The sequence below is a fragment of the Pseudomonas cuatrocienegasensis genome (assembly GCF_900110925.1).
Classification (GTDB): domain Bacteria; phylum Pseudomonadota; class Gammaproteobacteria; order Pseudomonadales; family Pseudomonadaceae; genus Aquipseudomonas; species Aquipseudomonas cuatrocienegasensis.
In genome coordinates, this window is sequence record NZ_FOFP01000004.1 from 296,851 (window position 1) to 323,050 (window position 26,200).

The following is a 26,200-nucleotide window of genomic DNA, read 5'->3' on the forward strand; positions in this document are numbered from 1 at the left end:
CAGCGCGCCGGCTCCGGCGCGTTGCCTGATTCGCCCGCGAGTAGCCTGCCATGAGCGCTCAAGCCGCCTACGTCCTGCACAGCCGCGCTTATCGCGAGAGCAGTGCGCTGGTCGATATCTTTACCCCGGCGGGTCGCTCACGGGCTGTGTTGCGCGGCGCCCGTGGCCGTGCCGGCACCTTGGCGCGGCCGTTTATCCCGCTGGAAATCGCTTTGCGTGGGCGCGGCGAGCTGAAAACCGTGAGCCACCTGGAAGCGGTTGGCATCCCCAACCTGCTCAGCGGTGAGGCGCTGTTCAGCGGTCTCTACCTCAATGAATTGCTGATTCGTCTGCTGCCGGCCGAAGACCCGCAGCCGGCAGTGTTCGAACATTACGCCATGACTGTGCTGGCGCTGGCCCAGGGCCGAGCGATTGAGCCGCTTTTACGCTCATTTGAATGGCGCCTGCTCGATCAGCTGGGCTATGGTTTTGCCCTGGACCACGACTGCCAGGGGCAACCGGTGGCGGCCAGTGGTATCTATCGCCTGGAAGCCGAGCGTGGGCTGGTGCCGATCGGCCACCTGCAACCTGGAGTCTTTCACGGCGCCGAGCTGCTTTCCATGGCCGAAGCCGACTGGTCTGCACCTGGCGCCCTGGCTGCTGCCAAGCGCCTGATGCGCCAGGCCCTGGCCCCTCATCTGGGCGGCCGACCACTGGTCAGCCGCGAACTGTTTATGACGCTCAAGGAGCCAACGCGTGACTGATGCCAATCGTATTCTGCTGGGTGTGAACATCGACCATGTAGCGACCCTGCGCCAGGCCCGCGGGACGCGTTACCCCGACCCGGTCAAGGCGGCGCTGGACGCTGAAGAGGCGGGCGCCGACGGTATTACCGTGCACCTGCGCGAAGACCGCCGACATATCCAGGACCGCGACGTGCGCGTGCTGGCCGAGGTGCTGCAGACGCGGATGAATTTCGAGATGGGGGTGACGGATTTTATGCTCGGTTTCGCCGAGCAGATCAGCCCCGCCCATGTCTGCCTGGTGCCGGAAACCCGCCAGGAGCTGACCACCGAAGGTGGTCTGGATGTCGCCGGCCAGGAGGCCCGCATTGGTGCGGCGGTCGAGCGCCTGCGTCGTGCCGGCTGCGAGGTGTCGCTGTTTATCGACGCCGAGGAGCGGCAGATCGAAGCCGCGCGGCGCATCGGTGCCCCGGCCATTGAGCTGCACACCGGGCGCTACGCCGATGCTCATACGCCCGAAGAAGCTGCCCGCGAGCTGACGCGTATTAGCGATGGTGTGATCTGTGGTTTGCAACATGGCTTGATCGTCAACGCCGGGCACGGCCTGCACTACCACAACGTTGAGGCCGTAGCGGCGATCATGGGGATCAATGAGCTGAACATCGGCCATGCCTTGGTCGCCCACGCCCTGTTTGTCGGCTTCAAGCAGGCGGTGGCGGAGATGAAGGCGCTGATCGTGGCGGCAGCTAATCGGGGCTAGTGCCACCTCTACCGCGCTTACAGAGAGCGGCAGATGATTCGTGTTGGGACCCTAATGTTGGCTGCCAAAGGCCTGCACCATTTGCGCGGCGAGGACCTCGATGGCGTCATTGCGCTGATGGCCGTAGATCAGTTTGATGTGGTATTCGCCCAGGGCCGGCAGGCCCTGCTCTGCGCCGAGCCGGCGTAGTGGCGGCTTGACCAGGCTGCGTGGGAAGGGGGCGATGGCCAGGTCGGCGATCATCGCCGCCTCCTGGCCGGCGCACTGTTCGCAGGAGTAGGCGATGCGGTAGTCGGTGCCCTGGCGGCCCAATGCGTCGAGGGCTGTGCGGCGCCAGGCGCAACCGGAGTTGGCCAAGGCCAGTGGCAGGGGTGTGCGCTGCACCGCCAGGCCACCTTCACGGCCCGCCCACACCAGTTCCTCTGAGTAGATGATCTCCCCTCGGGAGTCGTCCATACCGTCATTGCCGGCGTTGATCAGGGTCAGGTCGAGTTCGCCGGCATCCAGCTTCGCCACCAAATCCGCACTGCGTCCAACGTTGACCTCGACCTCCACGGCCGGGTGGCTACGGGCGAACAGGGTGAGCACGCCAGGCAGTACGCGGTCGCCAATGTCGTTCGGTGTGCCGAAACGTACCTTGCCGGTCAGGGTCGGCGCCAGAAAGTGCGCCACCGCTTCTTCGTTGAGCCTGAGCAGGCGCCGCGCGTAACCCAGCAGCAATTCACCTTCGGCGGTCAGTTCCACGCGCCGGGCTTCGCGGCGAAACAGCCGCTGGCCGAGGATTTCTTCCAGGCGTTTGATCTGCAGGCTGACGGCGGCTGTGGTGCGGTGAACCTGGCTGGCAGTGCGCGTGAAGCTGCCGCTCTCGGCGATGCCGACAAAGGTGCGCAGCACATCGCTTTCAAGCAATGGCAAGGCGGAGGAAGGGGCTGAAATGTGCATTTATCGTTAAATATTACTTAATCGGTTATTGAGTATTTGTCGTTTGTTTGAACGATAGGCGCCCTTCATCCTCAACGCAAGCCGATAAACAGTCGGTCAAGCAAGGAGAAGATGCGATGCCTCGTACCCAGCGTGATGACCGGCCCCGTCCGCCAATGCCTGCGTTCTATATGCCGGCGATGTGGCCGCTGGATCTGCAGAACGCCATCGTTGACTGGCTGGGCGCCTGGTGGTGGCGCCGGCGCATGCGCCGTCTGCTGCGCCAGGACGCACTGGGGGTGATCCGCCTGGGCAGCGCCCGCGGCGTGGTGGCCCAGGGCGCCAGCGAGCCGCTGCGGCTGATTGCGCAGCGACGCGCGTGCTGGTTACGTCGTCAGTAGTGGCTAGCGCATCGGCTTGAGGGTTGGGCGGTGCGCATGGCGCACCCTACAGTGGCGTGTTTTAAGGCTTGCGCGCCACCAGTACGGCGCGGCTGGGCGCTGGCAGGCCTTCGAGCGTGCGGCTGTGGTCGGCTGGGTCGAGGAACTCGGGTAGGGACTGGAAGCGCATCCACTCGGTGGCGCGCTGCTCCTCCAGTGAGGTGGTGTTGACGTCCACACAGCGCACATCCTCGAAGCCGGCGCGGCGCAGCCAGAGCTCCAGGGCCGGCACCGAGGGCAAAAACCAGACATTGCGCATCTGCGCGTAGCGGTCTTCCGGCACCAGCACCTGCTGGGCATCGCCTTCGACCACCAGGGTTTCCAGCACCAGCTCGCCGCCCTTGACCAGGCAATCCTTGAGGTCGAGCAGGTGGTCAATGGGTGAGCGGCGGTGGTAGAGCACACCCATGGAAAATACCGTATCGAAGCCCTGCAGCTTGCCGGGCAGCTCCTCGAACGCCAGCGGCAGGTGCCAGGCCGGTAGCTCCGGCAGGTAGTTTTTCATCGCCAGGAACTGGCAGAGAAACAGCCAGTTGGGGTCGATACCGACCACGCTGTCGGCGCCGGCGCCGAGCATGCGCCACATGTAGTAGCCGTTGCCGCAGCCGACATCCAGCACGCGCTTGCCGCGCAGGTCGAGGTGCGGTGCGACGCGCTGCCATTTCCAGTCCGAACGCCATTCGGTATCGATGTGCACGCCGAATAGATGAAACGGCCCCTTGCGCCATGGGATCAGGCCGCGCAGGGCGCTGTCCAGTGCGCTACGGCTCGCCTCGTCAGTGTGCCCGTCGAGGGTAAAACTGTGCAGCAGCTCGACCTGGCTGGCCGTGAGGGGCGGCAGAGCTTCGACGGCGCCGTACCAGCGCGGCAGGTCGCCGTGGCCGATGGCCAGTTTGCGGTCGATCTGCGCCGGCAGGTCGGCGCTCCAGTCCTGCAGCGGGGTGCCGGCCAGCTGTGCCTGCAGGGCGTCGAGGTCCAGGCGGTGGATCATGGCAGGGCCACCAGCGAGGCGAAATTCAGGCACTGGAACCAGGGCACCACTTGGCTGAAACCCGCTTCAAGCAAGCGCTCGCGGTGCTGCTCAAGGCTGTCGGGGAGCATGACTTTTTCGATGGCGCTGCGCTTCTGCGCGATCTCCAGTTCGCTGTAGCCGTTGGCCCGCTTGAAGGCGATATGCAACTCGTTGAGCAAGTTGTGCTGCGCTTGATCGGCAAAGCGCAGCTTCTCCGAGAGAATCAGCGCACCACCCGGCAGCAGGGCCTGGCGGATGCGCGTGAGCAAAGTCAGGCGCTGTTCCGGCTGGATGAACTGCAGGGTGAAGTTCAGCGCCACCAGCGAGGTGGGCTGCAGGTCGAGGCTGAGAATGTCGGCCTCGATCACCTCAACCGGCAGCAACTCCTGGAACATCGAGTCCTGGGCATGCAGGTACTCGCGGCTGCGCTCGACCATGGCAGGCGAGTTGTCTACGGCGATCACCCGGCAATCGGCAATCTGTACATGGCGGCGCAGGGCCTGGGTCACCGCGCCGAGGGAGCTGCCCAGGTCGTAGAGGATGCTGTGTGGCTGGGCGAACTGCCCGGCCAGTACGCCGATGTTCTCGACGATGGTGGGGTAGCCGGGTACCGACCGTTTGATCATGTCCGGGAAGACCCGCACCACGTCTTCGTTGAAGACGAAATCCGGGACCTGGGCCAGGGGCTGGGCGAAAAGACGATCGGCTTGCTTGCTCACGGCGTTCTCGGCGGGGCGGGTAAAGCCCGGCATTCTAGCCAAGTGCGAGGGATGGCAAAACAGGCTGCGCGTATTCAGGCCTTTATTGGGAGTATGTAACCTTTCTCAGGCCACACCGCCGCACCCGGGCTACAGCGATACCCCCGTAGGAGCGCCGCCTCGGGGCGAAGCGATTGCAGTCAGGTATGTACAGCATTCGTCGCGGGGCGCGACTCCTACGCAAAACATCGGCGCGGTGCGACACACTGCTGGGACAGAGCCTTTATTTGACCGTCAGGGCGCATTCGAAAACCTCGGCCGGGGCCACGCCGGTTTCCCAAGGACGTTCGTAAGTCAGACGCAGGCGGCCGCTGCCCGCCTCAGTGGCCTGATAGCGCCAGGTCGAGATGCCGCCGCTGCCGATCAGCCCGGCGTCTTCGGGGTTGCTGTAGACCTCGGGGCCGAGGCTTTGCAGATGGCCGGGCGCGGCTTCACGGGTAATCCAGCGAAAGCCGGTGGTGGGGTTGCTGGGGAGGCTGAGAATCAAGGTTTGCCCGGCGTGCAGCGCCAGTGGGCACTGTGACTGTTTTTGCAGGCTGAAGCTGTCGGCCTTGTGCGCACAGCCGGCAAGCAACAGCAGGGCGCAGGGCAGCAGCAAACGGTGGGCGGCGAACATGGCGAAGCTCCGGCATGGAAAGGTTGGGCTCAGCATACCGGCATGGGCGCTGTGCACGGAACCCGCACGCGAGTGGACATCGCGTGCGGGCAGCCGTGTTGTCAGGCGAACAGCACCCTGGCTACATCGCTGTAGCGTTTGGCGAAGTGCACGGTCAGGCCATCCTTCAGGTAGTCCGGCAGTTCTTCGTACGAGCCGCGGTTGGCTTCCGGCAGGATCAGCTCGAAAATCTTCTGCCGACGGGCGGCGATGACTTTCTCGCGCACGCCGCCGATCGGCAGCACCTGACCGGTGAGGGTCAGTTCGCCGGTCATGGCCACGCCCTTTTTCGGCGCCTGGTTGCGCGCCAACGAGAGCAGCGCGCTGGCCATGGTCACGCCGGCGCTGGGGCCGTCCTTGGGCGTGGCGCCTTCCGGAACGTGCAGGTGGATAAAGGCCTGGTCGAAGTACTTCGCCTCGCCGCCGTGCTGCTTGAGGTGCGAGCTGATGTAGCTGTGGGCGATTTCCGCCGACTCCTTCATCACCTCGCCCAGTTGCCCGGTGAGCTTGAAGCCGCGGCTCAGGGTGTGGGTGCGTGAAGCCTCGATCGGCAGTGTGGCGCCGCCCATGCTGGTCCAGGCCAGGCCGGTGATGATGCCGATGCCAGACAGCAGCTGCTCGCGGCGGAACACTGGCATGCCAAGATAGGTTTCCAGGTCTTTGGGGCCGATCTTCACCTTGCTGGCCGGGTCGTCGAGCAGCTTGACCACCGCCTTGCGCACCAGCTTGCCCAGCTGCTTTTCCAGCTGCCGCACGCCGGCTTCGCGGGCATAGCCGTCGATCAGCCCACGCAGGGCCGCGTCGCTGATGCTCAGGCGGTTTTTCGGCACCCCGGCTTTATCCAGCTGCTTGGGCCACAGGTGGCGCTTGGCGATGGCCAGTTTCTCTTCGGCGATATAGCCGGACAGGCGGATCACTTCCATGCGGTCCAATAGCGGGCCGGGGATCGAGTCCAGGGTGTTGGCGGTGCAGATAAACAGCACCTTGGACAGGTCCAGGCGCAGGTCCAGGTAATGGTCGAGGAATTCCGCGTTCTGCTCCGGGTCGAGGGTTTCCAGCAGCGCGGAGGCCGGGTCGCCCTGGTAGCTGGCGCCGAGCTTGTCGATCTCGTCGAGCATGATCACCGGGTTCATCACCTCGACATCCTTGAGCGCCTGCACCAATTTGCCGGGCAGGGCGCCGATGTAGGTGCGGCGGTGGCCCTTGATCTCCGCCTCATCGCGCATGCCGCCAACGCTGAAACGGTAGAACGGCCGACCCAGGGATTCGGCGATGGATTTGCCTATGCTGGTCTTGCCCACGCCCGGCGGGCCGACCAGCAGGACGATGGAGCCGGCGATCTCACCCTTGAAGGCGCCCACGGCGAGGAACTCGGTGATGCGCTCCTTGATGTCATCCATGCCGGCATGGTGGGCGTCGAGCACCTGGCGCGCGTGCTTGAGGTCGAGTTTGTCCTTGCCGAGCAGGCCCCAGGGCACCGAGGTCGCCCAGTCCAGGTAATTGCGGGTGACCGCATATTCCGGCGAGCCGGTTTCGAGGAATGACAGCTTGTTCAGCTCATCGTCGATGCGTTTGCGCGCCTGCTCGGGCAGGGTCTTGCCGGCCAGGCGCTGCTCGAACTGCTCGATGTCGGCGCTGCGGTCGTCCTTGGTGATGCCCAGCTCCTGCTGGATCACCTTGAGCTGCTCCTTGAGGAAGAACTCACGCTGGTGCTCGCCGATCTTGCGGTTGACCTCGGCCGACAGCTCGTTCTGCAGGCGCGCCACCTCGACTTCCTTGCGCAGCAGCGGCAGGACTTTCTCCATGCGCTTGAGGATCGGCACGGTATCCAGCACCTCCTGCAGCACCGGGCCGGTGGCAGTGGTCAGGGCGGCGGCGAAGTCGGTCAGGGGCGACGGCTGGTTGGGGCTGAAACGGTTCAGGTAGTTCTTCAGCTCCTCGTTGTACAGCGGGTTGAGTGGCAGCAGCTCCTTGATCACGTTGATCAGCGCCATGCCGTAGGCCTTGACCTCGTCACGGGTGTCGAGGCTGTTCTGTGGGTACTCCACCTCGGCCAGGTAGGGCGGGCGATGGTGCTTGAGCCAGCCGCGCACACGTACCCGGTTGAGGCCCTGGGCGACGAACTGGATCTTGCCGTCATCGCGGGTGATGTGGTGGATGCGCACCACGGTGCCGTGCTCTGGCAGGCTGGCGGTATCGAAGTGGCGTGGGTCGGTCACCGGCTCATCGACGAAAAACAGCGCCAGGCAGCGATGGTCAGTCTTGGCCACCAGCTCCAGGGTTTGCGCCCAGGGCTCTTCGTTAACGATGACCGGCAGCACCTGAGCGGGAAAGAAGGGGCGATTGTGGATCGGGATCACGTACAGCTTGTCCGGCAACTGCTGGCCCGGCAAGGCGAGGCTGTGACCGGGCGAAGCTGTCGATTCGGCAGCGATTTCGATGTCGTGATGATCGTTCATGCAGCACCTGTGATGACGTGATGAGAGGAACATGGGGCCGGCCACAGGTTTTTCAATCACCTGCTCGCCCGCTCGTGTTACTGGGTTTGTGTGGTCAGACGACTGGTCATCGCGCTTATCGTGCGGGGTGCCGTTTTGCCGTGCGGCGAGTTACAGTGCGTGGTCGAACACACTTTGTGGCTGTCACCATGCTCAACGCCCGTCTGCTGCGCCTGGACGACCAGGCCCACGAACACACCCACGACCATCACCAACTGATCCTCTCGATCAACGGCCGCGCCGAGTTCGAGGTCAACGGTCGAGGTGGCGAGGTGTGCCGCATGCGCGCCTGCCTGGTGCCGGGCGATGCGGACCATCAGTTCGCCGGGGTCGGCGACAACCGCATGTTGATCATCGACCTGGATGAACAGGGCACCTCCAGCGACGACCTGGCACTGCTCACCCACTTGTTCGAGACCCCGCGCTACCCGCAGCTCGATGCTGATTTTCAGCACCTGCTCAGCTACGCCGGGGCCGAGCTTGAGCGTTATGGCAGCGACCCGCTGCTGGCGCGCGCGCTCGGGGGCGTGTTGCTGCGGGCATTGCACTTGCGCTTGTTCGGCGAGCAGGCGCAGCGTGCTCAGGGCGCGCTGAATATCGAGCGCCTCGACCGCTATATCACCGAGCACCTGGCCCGGCGCATCAGCGTGGCAGAGTTGGCCCAGGTCGCCTGCCTGAGCCCCAGCCACTTCCATGCCCAGTTCAAGGACAGCGTCGGCCTGACGCCCCACCAGTACCTGCTCAAGACCCGCCTCGACCGCGCTGCACGCATGCTGCGCGAAAGTCCGCTGCCGCTGATCCGCATTGCCGAGGAGTGCGGCTTCTCCAGCCAGAGTGCGCTGACCACCGCCATGCGCCGTTACCTGGGGCTAACGCCCAAACGCTTGCGCTGCCAGCTGTGAGGCACGCCAGCGGGCAGCCCATGAATGATGGCAATGGGCCTCAGGTGGCTGCATAAAGCGTGATTTCCCTGTTTCTCCCGGCTACTCTTGAGCGCGAGGTGCCGCTTACGTGGCGCAGGTTGGCGGCCGGCTGTACGGCGAGCCCGAGCATGAGTGATGCCGATGTCCAGTTGTTCTTTTTACATTGCGCAGGTGGCACTGCTCGTCTGCTGCCTGCAGGCTTCGAGCCTGCTTGCTGCCAGTCTGCAGGCTGAACTGGTCGATGAGCGTGGGCAAGCGCTGGAAAATGCGGTCATTTCCCTGCGCGGCCCGCTCGATGAAGCCGCATCAGCCGCCCCGGCGGTGATGGATCAGCTCGCTCAGCAGTTCGTACCCAATGTTCTGGCCGTGCGCACAGGCGCTGCGGTGAGCTTTCCCAATAGCGACAATATTCGCCATCACGTCTACTCGTTTTCGCCAGCCAAGCGTTTCGAGTTGCGCCTGTACCAAGGCACGCCCAGTGAACCGGTGGTGTTCGACAAGCCCGGCGTAGTGGTGCTGGGCTGCAATATCCATGACTGGATGGTTGGCTATGTGTACATCACGGACGACCCCCGTTTTGCTGTCAGTGACGCGCAGGGCGTTGCGACGTTGGCGTCTTTGCCGGCGGGGCGTTACGCGGTAACCCTGTGGCACCCGCAAACTCCGCAGATGCTGCCGCAGGAGGCTGCACCGTTAACCGTCGGCACCGAGCCGATCCAGCAGCGCTACAGCCTCGCGTTGCAGGGCACTCAAGCCCCTGCGGCGACACCGCCAGCCAGCGCTTTTGGCGATGCTTTCAAGAAAGCGCTACGTGATGCGCAATAGTTTCCAGGCGCGGATTGCCGCAGTGTTGATCATGCTGCTGTTGGCGGTGATCGGTGCCCTGTACCTGGCCGTAGAAGCGGCCACCTCGGTGGCGGTGCGCAACCAGGCGCGCGAACAGTTGGATGTTGGCGCACGGGTATTCGAGCAACTGCTTGATATGCGCGGCCGTCAGCTGCATGACGCCGCGCAGGTGCTGGCCGCCGATTTCGGTTTCAAGGATGCGGTCGGCAGCGGGGATGCTGCGACCATTCGCTCGGCCCTGGCCAACCACGGCGCCCGCATCAATGCCGGCATCATGCTGTTGTTCAACCTCGATGGCGGGGTTGCCGTGAGTAGCGAGGCGCACGTCGCCGGTGTGCTGGCCGAGCGCCTGAGCGCCCAGATGACGCGCTTGCACAACGACGGCGCACAGGTATTCATGCTGCCGATCCATGATCAGATCTACCTGCTGGTGCAGGCCACCGTCGTCGCCCCGCTACCGATTGCGCGGCTGGTGCTGGGCTTTCCCATCGATCAGTCGTTCGCCCGTGAGCTGCAGCAGCTCACCCACCTGGACCTCACGCTGCTCGGCGAGCAGGACGCGCGTGCGGATATTTGGGTGAGCACCCTGGAGGCCGGCGACCAGGATGAAATGAGGCGTGAAGCCGCCCAGGAAATGTTCGCCCCGGACTCCCTGCTGAGCCTATATGGGGAAACCTACCTGGTGCAGCGTCTGGTGCTCAGCGAGGGCGAGGGGTTTCAAGTGCAGGCGCTGCTGCACCGCTCCTTGACCCGTGCCGAGGCGGCGTTTGCCCCGCTTGGCCAGCACACCCTGCTGATCAGTCTGGTCGCGTTGCTGGCCTCGCTGGGCGGTGCCCTGTTGCTGGCGCGCAGCATTTCCCAGCCGGTCCGGCAACTGGCGCGCATGGCCGAGCGGGTGGGCCAGGGCGACTATGACGGGCAGATCGACCTGCAGCGCCGCGATGAGCTGGGCAGCCTGGCCAATGCCTTCGTGGCGATGCAGAGTGGCCTGGCCGAACGCGAGCGACAGTTGGCGCACAACGCCCTGCATGATCCGCTCACCGGCCTGCCCAATCGTCACCTGGCCCTCGAACGGCTCGGTAGCGCGATCACCGCCGAGCGGCCTACGGCCCTGCTGTACCTGGGTATTGGCAACCTGCGGCTGATCAGCGAAAGCTGTGGTCCGGGTGGCGCCGACCTGGCGATCCAGCAGATGACCGCTCGCTTGCAACCTCTGCTACGCCCGGGTGACAGCATTGCGCGAATCATTGCCGACGAATTCCTGTTGTTGCTGGAAAACACCGACAGTGACAATGCCGTGGCGATTGCCGACCAGGTCCAGCAACTGTTGATCAAACCGTTGCAGATCGGCATCGCGGATATCGCCATGGACTGCAGTCTTGGCATCGCCGTGTACCCGGATAACGGCACCTCTGCCGACGAATTGCTGCGCCGTGCCAGCATCGCCATGGGCGATGCGGCAAAACTGCCCGGGCGCCTGCAGCTTTACCAGCGTGGCCGCGATGTTGCCCATGAGCGGCAGGTGCGGCTGATCCGTGACCTGCGCCGCGCCACCGCCCATGGCGAACTGTTGCTGAATTTCCAGCCCAAGCTGAGCCTCAGCGGTTGCGCTACGCATCAGGCCGAAGCGCTGTTGCGCTGGCAGCACCCGCAGTTGGGGATGATCTCGCCGGGCGAATTCATCCCCCTGGCCGAAAGTACCGGCAGCATCCAGGCGCTCACGGCCTGGGTTATCGAAGAGGCGATGCGCCAGTTGCGCGAGTGGCATGACCGTGGCCTGCTGGTGCAACTGTCGCTGAATATCTCGACTCAGGACCTGGTCGACCCAGACCTGCCCGCTCGGGTTCGCGAGCTTTTGGTCAAGTACCAGCTAGCGGCGGACCAACTGACCTTCGAGATTACCGAAAGCGGGGTGATGCTTAACCCGGCCGTTGCCCTGGAGGTCCTGCACGGCCTGCGTGCGTGCGGTATCAGCTTGTCGGTGGACGATTTCGGCACGGGGTATTCGTCGCTGGCGCAGCTCAAACGCATGCCGGTGCAGGAGTTGAAGATCGACCAATCGTTTATCCGCGACCTGAGTGACACCAGCGAAGACGCGGTGATCGTGCGTTCGACCATCGAGATGAGCCACAGCCTGGGGCTTACCGTGGTGGCCGAAGGGGTCGAGCTGGAAAGTAGCCTGCGCTTACTGCAGCGTTGGCATTGCGACACGGCCCAGGGCTACTTCATCAGCCGGCCACTTAGCGCAAGTGCGTTCGAGGCCTGGGTCGCCAGCCCCCCTGTTTTCCCAGCGACTACGGTGTCCTGAGCTATGCGTAGCCTGTTTGTTCTCGGTAGCCTGTTCTGTGGCCTGTGGTCCGCCGCAGCATTGGCCGCTGAAGGCCGCTTGCTCGCCACGGGCGGCGCGACCAGCCTGGAGGGTGCGGCCGGCGGCGGTATCACGCCCTGGGCGGTGCTCGCCGGCTACGGTGAGCGTGGTGAGTGGGGCGCTGATGTATTCGCCACACGTGTGGAAACCGGCGATTACCGGCTGGATGCGGGCGGAGTTGCCGTCGCCTACGACAACCGGGTAGAGCTGTCTTACGCCCGTCAGCGCTTCGACCTGGGCAACCTGGCGCGCGGGCTCAACCTGCCGGAGAACAGCCTGAGCCAGGATATCTTCGGGCTCAAGGTACGGCTGTTTGGCGACCTTATCTACGACCGTCTGCCCCAGGTGTCGCTGGGGCTGCAACACAAGCGGCAAAAGGATTTTCTGATCCCTAGCCTGGTCGGTGCCCAGCGTAGCGAAGACAGCGAAGGTTACCTGACCGCCAGCCGGCTGATCCTGGGTGGCGCCTTTGGCTACAACCTGCTGCTCAATGGCGGGCTGCGTTACAGCCGGGCCAATGAGCTGGGGTTGCTGGGCTTCGGAGGGGATCGCCGGGATCGCCATTCCGTGCTCAAGGAAGGCTCGGTGGCCGTGTTGCTCGACCGCTACTGGGCGGTGGGCGTGGAGTACCGGGAAAAGCCCGACAACCTCAGTTTTGCCGGGGAGAGCGACTGGGCCGATCTGTTCGTTGGCTATTTCCCGAACAAGAACCTCGCCCTGGTGCTTGCCTATGCGCGGCTGGGCGAGATCGCCACATTGGATAAGCAGAATGGTGTCTACCTGTCCGTACAGGGGAGCTTCTGAGATGCGCCGGTTGCTGCTGCTCGCCCTGATCGCTCTGGCCGGCTGCGCCCAGCAGCCGCCCAAGGATGACCAGCTCTACCGCGACCTGGGCGAGCAGGCGGGTATCACCCGGATCGTCGAAGGCATGCTGCTGAACATCGCCCAGGACCCGCGCATCGTGCGGCACTTCGAGAACATCGACATCGTGCGCCTGCGCGACAAGCTGGTCGAGCAGCTCTGCGTCGAGGTAGGCGGGCCTTGCACCTACACCGGCGACAGCATGGAAGAAAGCCACACCGGCCAGCACCTGACCCCCAGCGACTTCAACGCCCTGGTGGAAAATCTGCAGGACGCCATGGACGCCGAAGGCGTGCCAACCCCGGCACAGAACCGCCTGCTGGCGCGCCTGGCGCCGATGCGGGCGCAGGTGATTGATCGCTGACTCAGGGCTGCGCCAGCACCTTGGGCGCGCCCTGCAGCGTGCGCGTGTACCAGAACACCCGGCTCACTCCGCGGGTGATGGCGACGTAGGCGAGGCGCAGGCTTTCGTCCTGCATGGCCTCGTCGTAGCTGATGCGAAAGAAGCCGCTGTGGGCGTAGAGCGCGTTGCGCAACGGGTGCGGCGGGATCGCCTGGCTGTCGTCGATGATCACCGCCACTTCGGCCTGCAGGCCCTTGGCCCGGTGGATGCTGCAGGCTTTGACCGGCAGGCGTTTGTCGAGGGCGGCTTGCACCCGGCGCAGGCTTTCGTTGCGCCGACTCAGCAACAGCACGGGCGTGCGGTCGGCATCCGGACGGGCGCTGACTTCGGCGCATAGGGTTTGCAGGTGCGTGAGCAACTGCGGCAACTGGCTATTCAGGTCGAAGCCGCTGATCACCCGTACGCCATGTTCGCCCTTGCCGGTGGCGCGGAAGGCCTCGCAGGTCTTGGCCTGCATCTGCTGCACCGCGCGCAGCACCCGTTCGCCATCGCGGATGATCGGCTCGATGCTGCGGTAGTTGGTGGTCAGCATCAGGCAGGCGCTAGGGCGGCGTTTGCCGGGTGTGGGGAAGTGCCGGTCGAAGTCGACGAACAGCTCGGGTGAACTGCCACGCCAGCCGTAGATCGACTGCCAGTCGTCGCCGATGGCCATCAGCGAACTGCCGCGTTTGCCCTGGGCCAGCGCCTGGCGCACGGCTTGTAGCCACTGCACAATTTGCGGCGATATGTCTTGAAATTCATCGATCAGCAGGTGTTCCAGCGGCGCCACGGCCTCGGGCTGCACTTCGCCTGCGGCCAGATGCTCGGTCAGGCGCTGGAAGGCGCTGTTGAAGGTCATCAGGCCCTGGGCCTGCAGGTGGGTGTCGAAGGCTTGGCGAAACAGCACCAGTGCCTGGATAAACACCCGTTCGCGCGGGGCGGCGGGTACGGCTTGGGCATTCAGCCGGTCCAGGCGCAGGCCGATGCTCTCGATAAAGTCCGCCTGGGCATGGAACACCTCGTACAGCGGCGCGGCGCTGAATTCGCCGGCCAGGGTGTAGGGCGTCATGGGCGCATTGGGCAAGGGCCGCTCGTCAGCCGTGTCGACCGGTGGCAAGTTGAGCAGCTCATGCACCCGCGAGCGGAACGCCGGCTGCTCGGCATAACACTGGGCGTAGACCTGGCGCAGCAGCTGTTGCTGCGGCGTGCGCAGGCGCGCGCCCAGCGGCGTGTCGGGTTCATCGTCGCCCTTGCCGGGCGCGCCGAGTTGCTCGAACCAGCGCGCCGCGGGCAGCAGAATACGCGCCTGCTGCGCCATCGCGGCGTGGAAGGTGCGTACGCATTGACGTGCCTGACTGGCATCGAAGGGGTACTGCCAGTGGGCGAGGACTTTACGCAGTTGTTCGCGCAACTGTGCGCAGGAGGCGTTGGTGAAGGAGATCACCGTCAAGCGGCCCGGTTCGATACCCAGGTGGCAGAGCATAAACACCACACGCAGTACCAGGGTCGTCGATTTACCCGAGCCGGCACCAGCGAAGATGCGCGTCAGCGGGTCGGGGGCGAGGATCATCGCCCATTGCTCGTCCGAGGGCGGGCTGACCACACCTGCCGCTACAGCCGCCGCTACCCGCTCACGCATGGCTGTGCGCTGGGTGTCGCTGATGCGCGGGAGTGCGCTGGCTGTGCGCGCCTTTTTACCCGGGGGCTGCGCGCCTGCGGCACCGTTGTTTGCTTTAGCACGGCTGCGTGGCGCTTTTGCCTGGGCGGGTTTGGCTGATGCAGCACCCTGCGGATGGCGTAAGCCAGCCTCGCTGAGGTAGGCGGCGGTACGCGGGAAATAGCGCATCAGCACGCCCCTGAGGCGCTGCCGATACTGCGCGAGCTTGGCAAACATCGAATACCCTGAATCTATGCCAGGCCGTTGAATGCCAAGCACTTTTTTGGAGGTCGCGAAGCTTAGCAGGGCGCTCGTCGAGTAGGGCGTTTTTCGGCCTGACGGTGCTGTGTGCGATGCCGCTTTGGTGCTCTCATGCTTACCTGTATGGTGCCTGCATCCGGATAAAACCGGCCGATAAGTGAACCGAGGCATTGCCATGCTGGTGGTTGAAAACCTGCACAAGAGCTTTGTCACCGCCCAGGGCCATCTGGCGGTGTTGCGCGGTATCGACCTGACCCTGGAGGCGGGCGTCAGCCTGGCGCTGATGGGCGAGTCCGGCAGCGGCAAGAGCACGCTGTTGCATTTGCTCGCCGGCCTGGAGCGCGCCGACAGCGGGCGCATTCTGGTCGAGGGCGTGGCCCTGGCCGACCGCCGTGAAGCCGACCTGGCACGCTGGCGGCGTGAAGGCATCGGCCTGGTGTTTCAGCAGTACAACCTGATCAGCAGCCTGGACGTGGCCGCCAACCTGGCCTTCCAGGCGCGCCTGGCCGGGCGCTACGACCCTGCCTGGGTCACGCACCTGGCCGAGCGCCTGGGCTTGCAGGCGTTGCTGACGCGCTACCCCGAGCAACTTTCGGGCGGCCAGCAACAGCGCGTGGCGATTGGTCGGGCGCTGGCCTCGCGGCCGCCGTTGCTGCTGGCCGACGAACCCACCGGCAGCCTGGATGAGGCGAGCAGCGAAGCGGTGCTGGCGCTGCTTCTGCAACTGGTCGGCGAGCTGGGCTGCAGCCTGTTGATGGTCACCCACAGTGAGCGCCTGGCAGCACGCCTGGACCGCCGGCTGGTACTGCACCACGGCCGCGTGGCGGCGGTCAGCGAGTGATGCGCCTGTGCCTGCTGGCGTTGCTCAGCCACTGGCGGCGCCACCCGCTGCAGGGCGCGAGCATCCTCACCGGCCTATGGCTGGCCACCGCGCTGTGGACCGGCGTGCAGGCGCTCAACAGCCAGGCGCGGGCCGATTACGCACGGGCCAGCGCGGTGCTCGCCACCCCGGCCCAGGCGCAGGTGTTGCCGCGCCAAGGCCAGTACCTGGCACAAGCGGATTACGTCACCTTGCGCCGCGCCGGCTGGGCGGTCACCCCGCTGCTGGAGGGACGCCTGCGCCTGCCGGGCGAGGCGGGTGGCACCTTGCAGGTCATCGGTATCGAACCGTTGAGCTTGCCGGCCGGCAGCCAGGTGGCCGGACAGCCGGGAGAGGGTGTCGATCTGCTGGCGTTTATCGGCAAGCCTGGCCAGGCCTGGATCGCCCCGGACACCCGTCAGCGCCTTGGCTTGCCCCTAGGGGAGACAATGCCGCTGAGCGAGGGCCTGCAGTTGCCGCCGCTGGTCGAGCAGGCGCAACTGGCCCCTGGCGTGGTGGTGGTCGATATCGCCCAGGCCCAGGCGTTGTTGCAGGTGCCGGAGCAGATGTCGCGTTTGCTGCTGGCGGGTACGGCTGAACCGACACTGCCGGCCGAATTGGCCGATCGCTTGCGTGTGCAGCCGGCTGAGGGCGCCGATGACCTGCAACGCCTGACCGACAGCTTCCACCTTAACCTCACGGCCCTGGGGCTGCTGGCGTTTATCGTCGGCCTGTTTATCGTGCATGCCGCCATCGGCCTGGCCCTGGAACAACGCCGTGCGCTGCTGCGCACCCTGCGCGCCTGTGGTGTGGGCCTGGCGACGCTGTTGGCGGCGCTGACCCTGGAGCTGGGTCTGTTCGCCGTGCTCAGCGGTGTGCTGGGTGTGGCCAGCGGTTACCTGATTGCCAGCCTGCTGCTTGCCGATGTGTCCGCCAGCCTGCGCGGTTTGTATGGCGCCGAAGTCGCCGGTCAGCTCAGTTTGCCGGCCATCTGGTGGCTTGCCGGGGTCGCCATCAGTCTGCTCGGCGCCTTGCTGGCGGGGCTTAGCAGCCTGGTGCGCGCCGCGCGTTTGCCGCTGCTGGCCTTGGCCCAGCCTCAAGCCTGGCGCCAGGCGCAGAGCCGCTGGCTGCGTGGGCAAGCGCTGCTGGCGCTGGGGTTGCTGGTTTTAGCGGCGATTTGCTGGGGTTTGGGCGACAGCCTGGTCAGCGCCTTTGTGTTGATGGCCAGCCTGTTGTTGGCCGCCGCGCTGCTGCTGCCGGCCTTGCTCGATGGCGCGTTGGCCCTGCTGGCGCGGCGTTGCCGGGGGCCGTTGAGCGAGTGGTTTATCGCCGACAGCCGCCAGCAATTGCCGGCGTTGTCCCTGGCCTTGATGGCGTTGTTGCTGGCGTTGGCGGCGAGTGTTGGGGTGGGCAGCATGACCCAGGGCTTTCGGCTGACGTTCAGTGGCTGGCTGGACCAGCGCCTGGCTGCTGATCTCTATGTCTCGGCGCCGAATACCACACAGACCCAGCTCGTGATGGATGCCCTGGCGGCGCAGCCGGGCGTCGAGGCGCTGTTGCCGAACTGGACCCTCGACACCCGTCTGCAAGGCTGGCCGGTGCAACTGCAGGGCATCGTCGATGACCCGCACTACCGCGAAGGCTGGCCCCTGCTGGAGCAGCAGGCCGATGCCTGGGCGCAACTGGCCGCCGGGCAAGGGGTGATGCTCAGCGAGCAACTGGCTCGACGCCTGAACCTGCGGTTGGGCGAGCGCTTGACCCTGCCAGCGCCCAGCGGTGAGCAGGCGTTGCCCGTGGTGGCACTGTATGCCGACTACGGCAACCCCAAGGGCCAGGCGCTGGTGGCCGCCGATTGGCTGCGCCGCGCCTGGCCCGAGGCGACCCTTGGCAGCCTGGCGGTGCACCTGGCGCCGTCGCGCGGTGAGGCGGTTCAGGCCTGGCTGGAGGCCGCGTATGCCGATGCCGGGGTGCGGGTGATCGATCAGGCCGGGCTCAAGGCCTGGTCGAATCAGGTGTTCGAACGCACCTTTGCCGCTACCGCCGCGCTCAACAGCCTGACCCTGGGTGTGGCCGGCATCGCCCTTTTTATCAGCCTGCTGACCCTGGGCCACAGCCGCCTCGGCCAACTGGCGCCGCTCTGGGCGCTGGGCTTGGGGCGGCGTCAATTGGCCGGCCTGAGCCTGGGCCAGACCTTGCTGCTGGCCGGCTTGACCGTGCTGCTGGCGATGCCGCTGGGCGTGCTGCTGGCGTACTGCCTGGTGGCGGTGGTGAATGTCCAGGCGTTTGGCTGGCGCTTGCCGCTGTATATATTTCCCGGTCAGTTGCTCAACCTCGCCGCCCTCGGCCTGTGCAGCAGCCTGTTGGCCGCCAGCGGCCCGCTCTGGCAACTGGCGCGGCGCCAACCGGCGGATTTGCTGAGGACCTTTGCCCATGAGCGCTAGCCGACTGATTCTGGTCATGCTCGCCTGCCTGCTGGCGGCCTGTGAACAGGCGCCGGCGCCGAGTAACGGCTTTGCCGGGCTGGGCCAGGATGCGGCGGATTTCGCCCAGGTCGAGCGCGGCCGGCCGCTGGTGTTTCCGCTGGATGAAGGCGCACATGATGGCTATCGCATCGAGTGGTGGTACGTCACCGCGAACCTGACCGATGCCCAGGGCCGCGAGTGGGGCGTGCAATGGACGCTGTTTCGCTCGGCGCTACGCCCCGGCCCGGAGCAGGTGGGGTGGCAAAGTCCCAACCTGTGGATGGGCCACGCCGGGCTGACCAGCCCCTTTGGCCATCAGCATGCCGAACGCCTGGCCCGGGGCGGCATCGGCCAGGCCGGGGTGGTGGCCGAGCCGTTCAGTGCCTGGATCGATGACTGGTCGCTGCGCGCCGAGTCGGGTACGCAGCCGCTGCTGCGCATGCAGGCGCATGGCGAGGCGTTCAGCTACGACCTGCGCCTGCACAGCGAGGGGCCACGGGTACTGCATGGCGACCAGGGTTACAGCGAGAAATCCGGTAAGGGCCAGGCCTCGTACTACTACAGCCTGCCGTTTTTGCGCGTGGAAGGGCAGGTCGAAGTGGATGGCCAGCGTTACCCGGTGCACGGCCAGGCCTGGCTCGACCGCGAGTGGAGCAGCCAGCCTCTGGCCGCGGATCAACAGGGCTGGGACTGGTTTTCCCTGCACCTGGCCGACGGCGCCAAGCTGATGCTGTTCCAGGTGCGCCAGGCCGATGGCGCGCATTACCGCGCCGGCACCTGGATCAGCGCCACTGGCCAGGCGCAGGCCTTGCGCGGCGAGCAGATCAGCCTGCAACCTCTGGCCCACACCCGCCAGGCCGGCGGCCAGCAGGTGCCTACCCGCTGGCGCGTGCAGGTGGCCGAGCACGGCGTCGATGTCGAGGTCGACGCCATCGAACCCAACGCCTGGATGGGCACCGCCTTCCCCTATTGGGAAGGCCCTGTGCGCCTGCACGGCCAGCCGGGCGGGCGTGGCTATCTGGAGATGACTGGCTACTGAGCAACCCTGTAATGGGCGATACCCGAATGGCTGTTGTAGGAGCGAATTTATTCGCGATGGTGTCGCGAGCTTCGTGAATAAGGGCTTGCGTCGCGTCGACCATGAAATGTTGGTGCGTGGCAGTGGCTGGGCGGTGCTGCGCTTTAGTCGCGACACCTTCAGCGTTATCAAGGTCAATCGCGAATAAATTCGCTCCTACACAAGCCGATTTGAGGTTGCAACACGGTTTGGGGACATAGACCTTACAATCCCTCGTTTTTTGCCGGCAGATACCCGATGACCCCGACCGCCCTTGCCGCCTTGCAGCAGCACCTGCTGCAGGCTCTCGATCCTGCGCCAACCGAGCTGCGCCGCCTGCTGCACGGGCGCGGGCGTTGCTGGCCGGGGTTGGAACAGCTGTCCGTGGACTGGCTGCAGGGCGTGTTGCTGGTGACCCTGTTTCGCGCGCCTGAGCCGGCCGAGCAGGCCGGCCTGGAAACCGTATTGCGCCAGGTGGCGGCCAGCGCTGCCTGGCAGCAGGCGGCGGGTCAGGCAATCTTGATTCAGCACCGTTACCAGGCGGATGCGCCGGCCCAGTGGCTGCTGGGCGAGCCGCGCGACGGTTGTGTGGTCACAGAAGATGGCCTGCGCTACCAGCTCGACCTGGGCCGCAAGCAGAACAGCGGGCTGTTTCTCGACATGCGTTACGGTCGTCGCTGGGTCCGCGAGCAGGCCGCCGGGCAACGGGTGCTCAACCTGTTCGCCTACACCTGCGGCTTCTCGGTCGCCGCCTTGGCTGGTGGTGCAGCGCGGGTGGTCAACCTGGACATGGCCAGCGCCGCGCTCAGCCGGGGTCGCGATAACCACCGGCTTAATGGCCATGACCTGAGCAAAGTCGGCTTTCTGCCCCACGAGCTGTTCAAGTCCTGGGGCAAGGTGAAGAAACTCGGCCCCTATGACCTGGTGATCATCGACCCGCCGACCTTCCAGAAGGGCAGCTTCATCCTCACTCAGGATTACGCCCGTGTGTTGCGCCGTCTGCCGGAGCTGGTCGCGGCGGGCGGGCAGGTGCTGGCCTGCTGCAATGATCCCGGCATCGGCGCCGATTTCCTGCTCGCTGGCATGGCTGCCGAGGCGCCGGCGCTGCAGTTTGTCGAGCGCCTGGCCAACCCGCCGGAATTCCCCGATGCCGAGCCGGGTGGCGGCCTCAAGGCCCTGGTGTTCCGCCATGTCGCGACGGCTGAGTGAGTGCGCTGTTATTAGGTGGTGCCTGGGCCTAAGGCAATGTGGCAGTTGCAGCCGCACGCAGGTCATAAGGCAACGTCTCTAGGAGCGCCCCCCCGGCGCGAAGCTTGCGGGGCGATCTGTGATAGCGCTGAATGGCCGCTATTCGCCGCGAGGCGCGGCTCCTACGAGAAGCCTCGACGCCGCGCAACAAATACGTACCGGGAACATAGCCCTCCCTACGCCTGGAGTTTTCTGTAAAAACTCCAGAGCTTTGCGCAAGAAGTTGTCATGCCCGTGCCACTAGATTGGCTTAACCACTCGCCCGGTGTATCGGCGTGTGTCCGGTATTCACCTGGGCACCACGGCGGCATTGGGTGTGGAGCCTGTCGGGTCGTGGCGCCGCAGAGCAGCGCAGCGCCCAACAGGCTCCTATACCTATAACAATCTGTCTCCACCATGAGGATGGGCGTGATGTTTAAAGCCAGTCACGTCTTGCAGGCCGAGTTCCTTGACCGGATCTCCGCCGCCAAGGCCGCCGATTTTTTCCCTGTCATCAGCGCCAACTACAGCGTTGACGAGGCAGCCTATCTCAACGAACTGCTGCAGCTCGCCGACCCTGGTGAAGCCGGTATCGCGAGCATTCGCCAAGGCGCGCGCGCGCTGATCGAGGATGTGCGCAGCCGTGACAATGCGGTCGATACCCTCGATGCCCTGCTGCGCCAGTACAGCCTCGACACCCAGGAAGGGCTGATGCTTATGTGCCTGGCCGAAGCGCTGCTGCGCGTGCCGGATGCCGCCACCGCCGATGCGCTGATCCGCGACAAACTCAGTGCCGCCGAGTGGGAACGCCACCTGGGCAAGAGCGACAGCGTGCTGGTCAACTTCGCCGCTTGGGGCCTGGTGATGACCGGTAAGGTGGTCGACCCGCAAACCACCGACGGCCGGCCGAAGAACATTCTTGGCAAGCTGATCCAGCGTTCCGGCGAGCCGGTGATCCGCGCCGCGATGAACCAGGCCATGAAGTTGATGGGCAAGCAGTTCGTGCTCGGCCGCAACATCAGCGAGGCGTTGAAGAACGGTCGCGGCGAGCGCGAGAAGGGCTACACCTATTCCTTCGACATGCTCGGCGAAGCGGCACTCACCGCCGCCGACGCCGATAAGTACCTGGCCGATTACCGCAAGGCCATCGAGACCGTGGGCGCCGAGCCCCAGGTCGGGCCGGGGCCGCGCCCGTCGATCTCGATCAAACTGTCGGCGCTGCACCCGCGTTATGAAGTGGCCCAGCGCGAGCGCGTGCTCAGCGAGCTGTTCGCCACCGTGCGTGAGCTGGCGGTGCTGGCGCGCAGCTTGAACGTCGGCATCTCGGTGGACGCCGAGGAAGCTGACCGCCTGGAGCTGTCGCTGGAGCTGTACGAAAAGCTGATGCGCGACCCGGCCCTGCAAGGCTGGGGTGAGTTCGGCCTGGTGATCCAGGCGTACTCCAAGCGCTGCCTGCCGGTGCTGGTATGGCTGACCCTGCTGGGCAAGGAGCTGGGCGAGAAGATGCCGTTGCGCCTGGTCAAGGGCGCTTACTGGGACACCGAGATCAAACAGAGCCAGGTCCAGGGCCTGGACGGCTACCCGGTGTTCACCCGCAAGGAAGCCACCGATACCTCTTACCTGGCCTGCGCGCGCTTCTTGCTCTCGGACTTCACCCGCGGGGTGATCTACCCGCAGTTTGCCAGCCACAACGCGCAGACCGTGAGCTGCATCCTGGCGCTGGCCGCCGAGCAGTCGTCGCCGCGTGAGTTCGAGTTCCAGCGCCTGCACGGCATGGGCGATGCGCTCTATGACACGGTGCTGGAGAAGCACGGCAAAACCGTGCGCATCTATGCCCCGGTGGGCGCGCACAAAGACCTGCTGCCCTACCTGGTGCGGCGCCTGCTGGAAAACGGCGCCAACTCCTCGTTCGTGCACCAGTTGGTTGACCCTGCCACGCCGATCGAGTCCCTGCTCGAACACCCGGTGACGCAGCTGCGCGAGTTCGCCAGCCTCAGCAACGACAAAATTCCACTGCCGCCTGCGCTGTTTGGCAGTGCGCGAAAAAACTCCCAAGGCCTGAACATGAACATCCAGCAAACCTGGGCTGAGCTTGAGCTCGCCTACCAGCCGCACCTGTCCCGCCAGTGGTCCGCCGCACCGGTTATCAACGGCCAGCGCCTGAGTGGCAGCGCCCAGTCGGTGACCTGCCCGTTCGAGCTGAGCAAGGTTGTTGGCAGCGTGCAGTACGCCAGTGCAGAACAGGCCGTTGAGGCGATGAACAGCCTGGCCGCTGCCTGGCCACGTTGGAACGCCACCGCCATCGACAGCCGCGCCAGTGTGCTCGAGCGCCTGGCCGATCTGCTGGAAAGCCACCGCGCCGAGCTGATGGCGCTGTGCACCCTGGAAGCCGGTAAGACCTTGCAGGACGGCATCGACGAAGTGCGCGAAGCCGTGGACTTCTGCCGTTACTACGCGCAGCAGGCGCGTCTGCGTCTGGGCCGCGAAGAGCTGGTCGGGCCGACCGGCGAGCGCAACGAGCTGTTCCACGAAGGCCGCGGCATCTTCGCTTGCGTCAGCCCGTGGAACTTCCCGCTGGCCATCTACCTGGGGCAGATCGTCGCCGCCCTGGTGGCCGGTAACTGCGTATTGGCCAAGCCGGCCGAGCAGACCAGCCTGATCGCCGCCCGCGCCCTGGAGCTGATGTTCGAAGCCGGCCTGCCGCAGGACGTGATCGCCTTCCTGCCCGGTGACGGTGCCACCCTGGGTGGCGTGTTCTGCCGCGATGCGCGTCTGGCCGGGGTGTGCTTCACCGGTTCGACCGACACCGCGCGCATCATCAACCGCCAACTGGCCGAGAAAGATGGCCCGATTGCCGCACTGATCGCCGAGACCGGCGGGCAGAACGCGATGATCGTCGACTCCACCGCACTGCCCGAGCAGGTGATCAAGGATGCCGTCGGTTCGGCCTTCACCAGTGCCGGTCAGCGTTGCTCGGCCCTGCGCGTGCTCTATGTGCAGCGCGACATTGCCGATCGGGTCATCGACCTGCTCAAGGGCGCCATGGCCGAACTGAAAATCGGCCCGACTCATGTGCGCGAAAACGACATCGGCCCGGTGATCGACAGTGAGGCCCGTGCTGGCCTGCTGGCGCATATCGAGAAACTCAAGGGCGAGGGCAAGCTGATTGCCGAAGCGGCCCTGCCGGCGGATCTGGACGGGCATTTCATCGCCCCGGTGGCGTTCCAGATCGGTGGCATCCACGAGCTGAATAAAGAGCACTTCGGCCCCATCCTGCACCTGGTCACCTTCGAAGCCAGCGAGCTGGAGCAGGTGGTCGCAGCGATCAACGCCACCGGCTATGGCCTGACCCTGGGTGTGCACACGCGCAACGAAGAAACCGCCAAACGCATCGAAGCGCTGGCGCGGGTCGGCAACCTGTATGTCAACCGCAACCAGATCGGTGCGGTGGTCGGTGTGCAGCCGTTTGGCGGTTGTGGCCTCTCCGGCACCGGGCCGAAGGCGGGCGGGCAGAGCTACCTGTTGCGCTTTGCCAACGAGCGCACCACCTCGGTGAATACCACCGCCGTGGGTGGTAATGCCTCGCTGTTGTCGCTGGCCGACGCAGACTGAGTTGAACCCAACGGGCGGTTGTCGCAAGGCAGCCGCCCGTTGTTGCTTTGGGGTGTTTATAGCCCCGTGTGTGGAGGCAACATCGGTCACCAATGGGCAGTCTGGCACTGCACTCAATGGGATCGGCGCTGTATGCTCCGCCGCCAGCGTCCGTCACAAGCGGGCGTGATCTGCCACGCAGGGCACGGGCCCATCCCCGTTGCCTATTAAAAAAACAATCGAGAGGGGAGCTCCCCAGATGACTGCAAATACCCCAATGCTTGTCACCTTCGTGGTGTACATCGCACTCATGGTGCTGATCGGCCTGTTCGCCTACATGCGCACCAAAAACCTGTCCGACTACATCTTAGGTGGCCGCAGCCTCGGCAGCTTCGTCACCGCGTTGTCGGCTGGGGCCTCTGACATGAGCGGCTGGCTGCTGATGGGCCTGCCAGGCGCTGTCTACCTGTCCGGTCTGTCCGAGGGCTGGATCGCCATCGGCCTGATCGTCGGTGCCTACCTCAACTGGCTGTTTGTCGCCGGTCGTCTGCGCGTGCAGACCGAGCACAACGGCAACGCCCTGACCCTGCCGGATTACTTCACCCACCGCTTTGAAGACAGCAGCCGCGTGCTGCGCATCTTCTCCGCCCTGGTGATTCTGGTGTTCTTCACCATCTACTGTGCCTCGGGCGTGGTGGCCGGTGCGCGGCTGTTCGAAAGCACCTTCGGCATGTCCTACAGCACCGCGCTGTGGGCCGGTGCGGCAGCGACCATCGTTTACACCTTTATCGGTGGCTTTCTGGCCGTGAGCTGGACCGACACCGTGCAAGCGACGCTGATGATCTTCGCCCTGATCCTCACGCCGGTCGTGGTGATGATCGCCACCGGCGGTGCAGACGCGACCTTCGCCGCCATCGAGCTGCAGGACGCGACCAACTTCGACATGCTCAAGGGCGTGACCTTCGTCGGCGTGATCTCGCTGCTGGCCTGGGGCCTGGGCTACTTCGGCCAGCCGCACATCCTCGCGCGCTTTATGGCGGCGGATTCGGCCAAGTCGATCCCGGCTGCACGGCGTATCTCCATGACCTGGATGATCCTCACCCTGGCGGGTGCTGTAGCGGTTGGTTTCTTCGGTATCGCCTACTTCGCGGCGCACCCGGAAGTCGCCGGGCCGGTAACCGAGAACCCGGAGCGGGTATTTATCGAACTGGCCAAGCTGCTGTTCAACCCGTGGATCGCCGGCATCCTGCTGTCCGCTATCCTGGCGGCGGTGATGAGCACCCTGAGCTGCCAGTTGCTGGTCTGCTCCAGCGCCCTGACCGAGGACTTCTACAAGGCCTTCCTGCGTAAGGACGCCTCGCAGTCCGAGCTGGTGTGGGTCGGTCGCGCCATGGTCCTGCTGATTGCCGTGGTGGCGATTCTGCTGGCTGCCAACCCGGAAAACCGCGTACTGGGCCTGGTGTCCTACGCCTGGGCAGGCTTCGGTGCTGCCTTCGGGCCGGTGGTAATCCTCTCGCTGGTGTGGAAGCAGATGACCCGCAACGGCGCCCTGGCCGGCATGCTGGTCGGTGCCTTCACCGTGATCCTGTGGAAGAACTTCCTCGGCCACCTGGGCCTGTACGAAATCATCCCGGGCTTTATCTTCGCCACCATCGCCATCCTGGTGTTCAGCCGCATCGGCAATGGCCCATCGGCGAGCATGATCAAACGCTTCGAAACCGCCGAGAAGGAATACCAGGCCATCTGATGGCCTGACGTTTCTCCAGAAACGCGGTAACACCGAGCCGGCCCACTGCAAGTGGGCCGGCTTTTTTATGCCTGTGTCCCGGCAGTGTGTTGCATGGGCGACAAAGGAGTAGGGTGCGCCGCGCGCACCGCCTTTTGAGCCACGCGATTTACTGGTGCGCACGGCCTAGGCGGCCCCGCGCGCCCTACACCAG

Annotated in this window: 20 protein-coding genes; 14 read left to right on the plus strand and 6 right to left on the minus strand. The window is 65.2% G+C overall.

The annotated features are described in order from the left end of the window. Positions 1-50 precede the first annotated feature (50 nt). Both recO and pdxJ read left to right on the plus strand, forming a co-directional pair. Positions 51-743, plus strand: a complete 693-nt coding sequence (gene recO, locus BMW49_RS08335; protein ID WP_069520707.1) for a DNA repair protein RecO — start codon at positions 51-53, stop codon at positions 741-743. Continuing rightward, the gene (gene pdxJ, locus BMW49_RS08340; protein WP_069520705.1) at positions 736-1,482 is read left to right on the plus strand and encodes a pyridoxine 5'-phosphate synthase; all 747 of its coding nucleotides are present in this window, start codon (positions 736-738) and stop codon (positions 1,480-1,482) included. The genes recO and pdxJ overlap by 8 nt, the downstream gene beginning before the upstream one ends. 51 nt (positions 1,483-1,533) lie before the next feature. Here the strand turns inward: pdxJ and BMW49_RS08345 are convergent, their stop codons facing one another. Continuing rightward, on the minus strand, positions 1,534-2,424 hold the full coding sequence (locus BMW49_RS08345) for a LysR substrate-binding domain-containing protein (protein WP_069520703.1): 891 nt from the start codon (positions 2,422-2,424) through the stop codon (positions 1,534-1,536). 116 nt (positions 2,425-2,540) lie between these two features. Here BMW49_RS08345 and BMW49_RS08350 point away from each other — a divergent pair, with 116 nt between their 5' ends. Next, complete coding sequence (locus BMW49_RS08350; RefSeq protein WP_069520701.1) at positions 2,541-2,804, plus strand: hypothetical protein; 264 nt, start codon at positions 2,541-2,543, stop codon at positions 2,802-2,804. A gap of 61 nt (positions 2,805-2,865) precedes the next feature. On the opposite strand, the gene cmoB is transcribed toward BMW49_RS08350, so the two are convergent. From cmoB to lon, 4 genes are all read right to left on the minus strand, one after another. Continuing rightward, entirely contained in the window at positions 2,866-3,834 is a 969-nt protein-coding gene (gene cmoB, locus BMW49_RS08355; RefSeq protein WP_069520699.1) for a tRNA 5-methoxyuridine(34)/uridine 5-oxyacetic acid(34) synthase CmoB, read from the minus strand. Beyond that, positions 3,831-4,607, minus strand: coding sequence for a carboxy-S-adenosyl-L-methionine synthase CmoA (gene cmoA / locus BMW49_RS08360; protein WP_069520697.1), 777 nt, complete (start codon positions 4,605-4,607; stop codon positions 3,831-3,833). Before cmoA ends, cmoB begins: the two co-directional genes overlap by 4 nt. 229 nt (positions 4,608-4,836) lie before the next feature. After that, positions 4,837-5,229, minus strand: coding sequence for a protease inhibitor I42 family protein (locus BMW49_RS08365; RefSeq protein ID WP_069520695.1), 393 nt, complete (start codon positions 5,227-5,229; stop codon positions 4,837-4,839). 101 nt (positions 5,230-5,330) lie between these two features. Continuing rightward, positions 5,331-7,727, minus strand: a complete 2,397-nt coding sequence (gene lon, locus BMW49_RS08370) for an endopeptidase La (protein ID WP_069520693.1) — start codon at positions 7,725-7,727, stop codon at positions 5,331-5,333. Positions 7,728-7,915: 188 nt separating this feature from the next. On the opposite strand from lon, the gene BMW49_RS08375 reads away from it, so the two are divergent. The 5 genes from BMW49_RS08375 to BMW49_RS08395 all read left to right on the plus strand — a co-directional run bounded on the left by BMW49_RS08375 (position 7,916) and on the right by BMW49_RS08395 (position 13,128). After that, complete coding sequence (locus tag BMW49_RS08375; protein ID WP_069520691.1) at positions 7,916-8,668, plus strand: helix-turn-helix domain-containing protein; 753 nt, start codon at positions 7,916-7,918, stop codon at positions 8,666-8,668. 162 nt (positions 8,669-8,830) lie between these two features. After that, positions 8,831-9,514: a methylamine utilization protein gene (locus BMW49_RS08380; RefSeq protein WP_069520689.1), complete on the plus strand. Its 684-nt coding sequence runs from the start codon at positions 8,831-8,833 to the stop codon at positions 9,512-9,514. Further along, positions 9,504-11,843, plus strand: coding sequence for a putative bifunctional diguanylate cyclase/phosphodiesterase (locus BMW49_RS08385; protein WP_244168320.1), 2,340 nt, complete (start codon positions 9,504-9,506; stop codon positions 11,841-11,843). Before BMW49_RS08380 ends, BMW49_RS08385 begins: the two co-directional genes overlap by 11 nt. Before the next feature lie 3 nt (positions 11,844-11,846). After that, positions 11,847-12,707, plus strand: coding sequence for a DUF3034 family protein (locus tag BMW49_RS08390; protein WP_069520685.1), 861 nt, complete (start codon positions 11,847-11,849; stop codon positions 12,705-12,707). Position 12,708: 1 nt separating this feature from the next. Further along, the gene (locus BMW49_RS08395; RefSeq protein WP_069520683.1) at positions 12,709-13,128 is read left to right on the plus strand and encodes a group I truncated hemoglobin; all 420 of its coding nucleotides are present in this window, start codon (positions 12,709-12,711) and stop codon (positions 13,126-13,128) included. Between the two features lies 1 nt (position 13,129). On the opposite strand, the gene BMW49_RS08400 is transcribed toward BMW49_RS08395, so the two are convergent. Further along, positions 13,130-15,040, minus strand: coding sequence for a DEAD/DEAH box helicase (locus BMW49_RS08400; protein WP_069520681.1), 1,911 nt, complete (start codon positions 15,038-15,040; stop codon positions 13,130-13,132). Between the two features lie 199 nt (positions 15,041-15,239). On the opposite strand from BMW49_RS08400, the gene BMW49_RS08405 reads away from it, so the two are divergent. The 6 genes from BMW49_RS08405 to putP all read left to right on the plus strand — a co-directional run bounded on the left by BMW49_RS08405 (position 15,240) and on the right by putP (position 26,007). Beyond that, entirely contained in the window at positions 15,240-15,905 is a 666-nt protein-coding gene (locus BMW49_RS08405; RefSeq protein WP_069520679.1) for an ABC transporter ATP-binding protein, read from the plus strand. Then, on the plus strand, positions 15,905-18,364 hold the full coding sequence (locus BMW49_RS08410; RefSeq protein WP_069520677.1) for an ABC transporter permease: 2,460 nt from the start codon (positions 15,905-15,907) through the stop codon (positions 18,362-18,364). Before BMW49_RS08405 ends, BMW49_RS08410 begins: the two co-directional genes overlap by 1 nt. Then, entirely contained in the window at positions 18,354-19,424 is a 1,071-nt protein-coding gene (locus BMW49_RS08415; RefSeq protein WP_069520675.1) for a lipocalin-like domain-containing protein, read from the plus strand. Before BMW49_RS08410 ends, BMW49_RS08415 begins: the two co-directional genes overlap by 11 nt. Positions 19,425-19,700: 276 nt before the next feature. After that, positions 19,701-20,651 (plus strand): class I SAM-dependent methyltransferase, encoded by a 951-nt coding sequence (locus BMW49_RS08420; protein ID WP_069520673.1) that lies wholly within the window; start codon positions 19,701-19,703, stop codon positions 20,649-20,651. Between the two features lie 450 nt (positions 20,652-21,101). Next, the gene (putA, locus tag BMW49_RS08425; protein WP_069520762.1) at positions 21,102-24,281 is read left to right on the plus strand and encodes a bifunctional proline dehydrogenase/L-glutamate gamma-semialdehyde dehydrogenase PutA; all 3,180 of its coding nucleotides are present in this window, start codon (positions 21,102-21,104) and stop codon (positions 24,279-24,281) included. 238 nt (positions 24,282-24,519) lie between these two features. Continuing rightward, the gene (gene putP, locus BMW49_RS08430; RefSeq protein ID WP_069520671.1) at positions 24,520-26,007 is read left to right on the plus strand and encodes a sodium/proline symporter PutP; all 1,488 of its coding nucleotides are present in this window, start codon (positions 24,520-24,522) and stop codon (positions 26,005-26,007) included. Positions 26,008-26,200 lie beyond the last annotated feature (193 nt).

Bases quoted from the DNA above. Each gene is read 5' to 3' on its own strand.
- BMW49_RS08415 (WP_069520675.1), top strand. From the start codon at position 18,354: ATGAGCGCTAGCCGACTGATTCTGGTCATGCTCGCCTGCCTGCTGGCG.
- BMW49_RS08380 (WP_069520689.1), top strand. From the start codon at position 8,831: ATGTCCAGTTGTTCTTTTTACATTGCGCAGGTGGCACTGCTCGTCTGC.
- BMW49_RS08385 (WP_244168320.1), top strand. From the start codon at position 9,504: ATGCGCAATAGTTTCCAGGCGCGGATTGCCGCAGTGTTGATCATGCTG.
- recO (WP_069520707.1), top strand. From the start codon at position 51: ATGAGCGCTCAAGCCGCCTACGTCCTGCACAGCCGCGCTTATCGCGAG.
- BMW49_RS08375 (WP_069520691.1), top strand. From the start codon at position 7,916: ATGCTCAACGCCCGTCTGCTGCGCCTGGACGACCAGGCCCACGAACAC.
- BMW49_RS08390 (WP_069520685.1), top strand. From the start codon at position 11,847: ATGCGTAGCCTGTTTGTTCTCGGTAGCCTGTTCTGTGGCCTGTGGTCC.
- BMW49_RS08420 (WP_069520673.1), top strand. From the start codon at position 19,701: ATGACCCCGACCGCCCTTGCCGCCTTGCAGCAGCACCTGCTGCAGGCT.
- BMW49_RS08345 (WP_069520703.1), bottom strand. From the start codon at position 2,424: ATGCACATTTCAGCCCCTTCCTCCGCCTTGCCATTGCTTGAAAGCGAT.
- putP (WP_069520671.1), top strand. From the start codon at position 24,520: ATGACTGCAAATACCCCAATGCTTGTCACCTTCGTGGTGTACATCGCA.
- BMW49_RS08395 (WP_069520683.1), top strand. From the start codon at position 12,709: ATGCGCCGGTTGCTGCTGCTCGCCCTGATCGCTCTGGCCGGCTGCGCC.
- BMW49_RS08350 (WP_069520701.1), top strand. From the start codon at position 2,541: ATGCCTCGTACCCAGCGTGATGACCGGCCCCGTCCGCCAATGCCTGCG.
- cmoB (WP_069520699.1), bottom strand. From the start codon at position 3,834: ATGATCCACCGCCTGGACCTCGACGCCCTGCAGGCACAGCTGGCCGGC.
- BMW49_RS08400 (WP_069520681.1), bottom strand. From the start codon at position 15,040: ATGTTTGCCAAGCTCGCGCAGTATCGGCAGCGCCTCAGGGGCGTGCTG.
- putA (WP_069520762.1), top strand. From the start codon at position 21,102: ATGTTTAAAGCCAGTCACGTCTTGCAGGCCGAGTTCCTTGACCGGATC.
- BMW49_RS08410 (WP_069520677.1), top strand. From the start codon at position 15,905: ATGCGCCTGTGCCTGCTGGCGTTGCTCAGCCACTGGCGGCGCCACCCG.
- BMW49_RS08365 (WP_069520695.1), bottom strand. From the start codon at position 5,229: ATGTTCGCCGCCCACCGTTTGCTGCTGCCCTGCGCCCTGCTGTTGCTT.
- lon (WP_069520693.1), bottom strand. From the start codon at position 7,727: ATGAACGATCATCACGACATCGAAATCGCTGCCGAATCGACAGCTTCG.
- BMW49_RS08405 (WP_069520679.1), top strand. From the start codon at position 15,240: ATGCTGGTGGTTGAAAACCTGCACAAGAGCTTTGTCACCGCCCAGGGC.
- cmoA (WP_069520697.1), bottom strand. From the start codon at position 4,607: ATGCCGGGCTTTACCCGCCCCGCCGAGAACGCCGTGAGCAAGCAAGCC.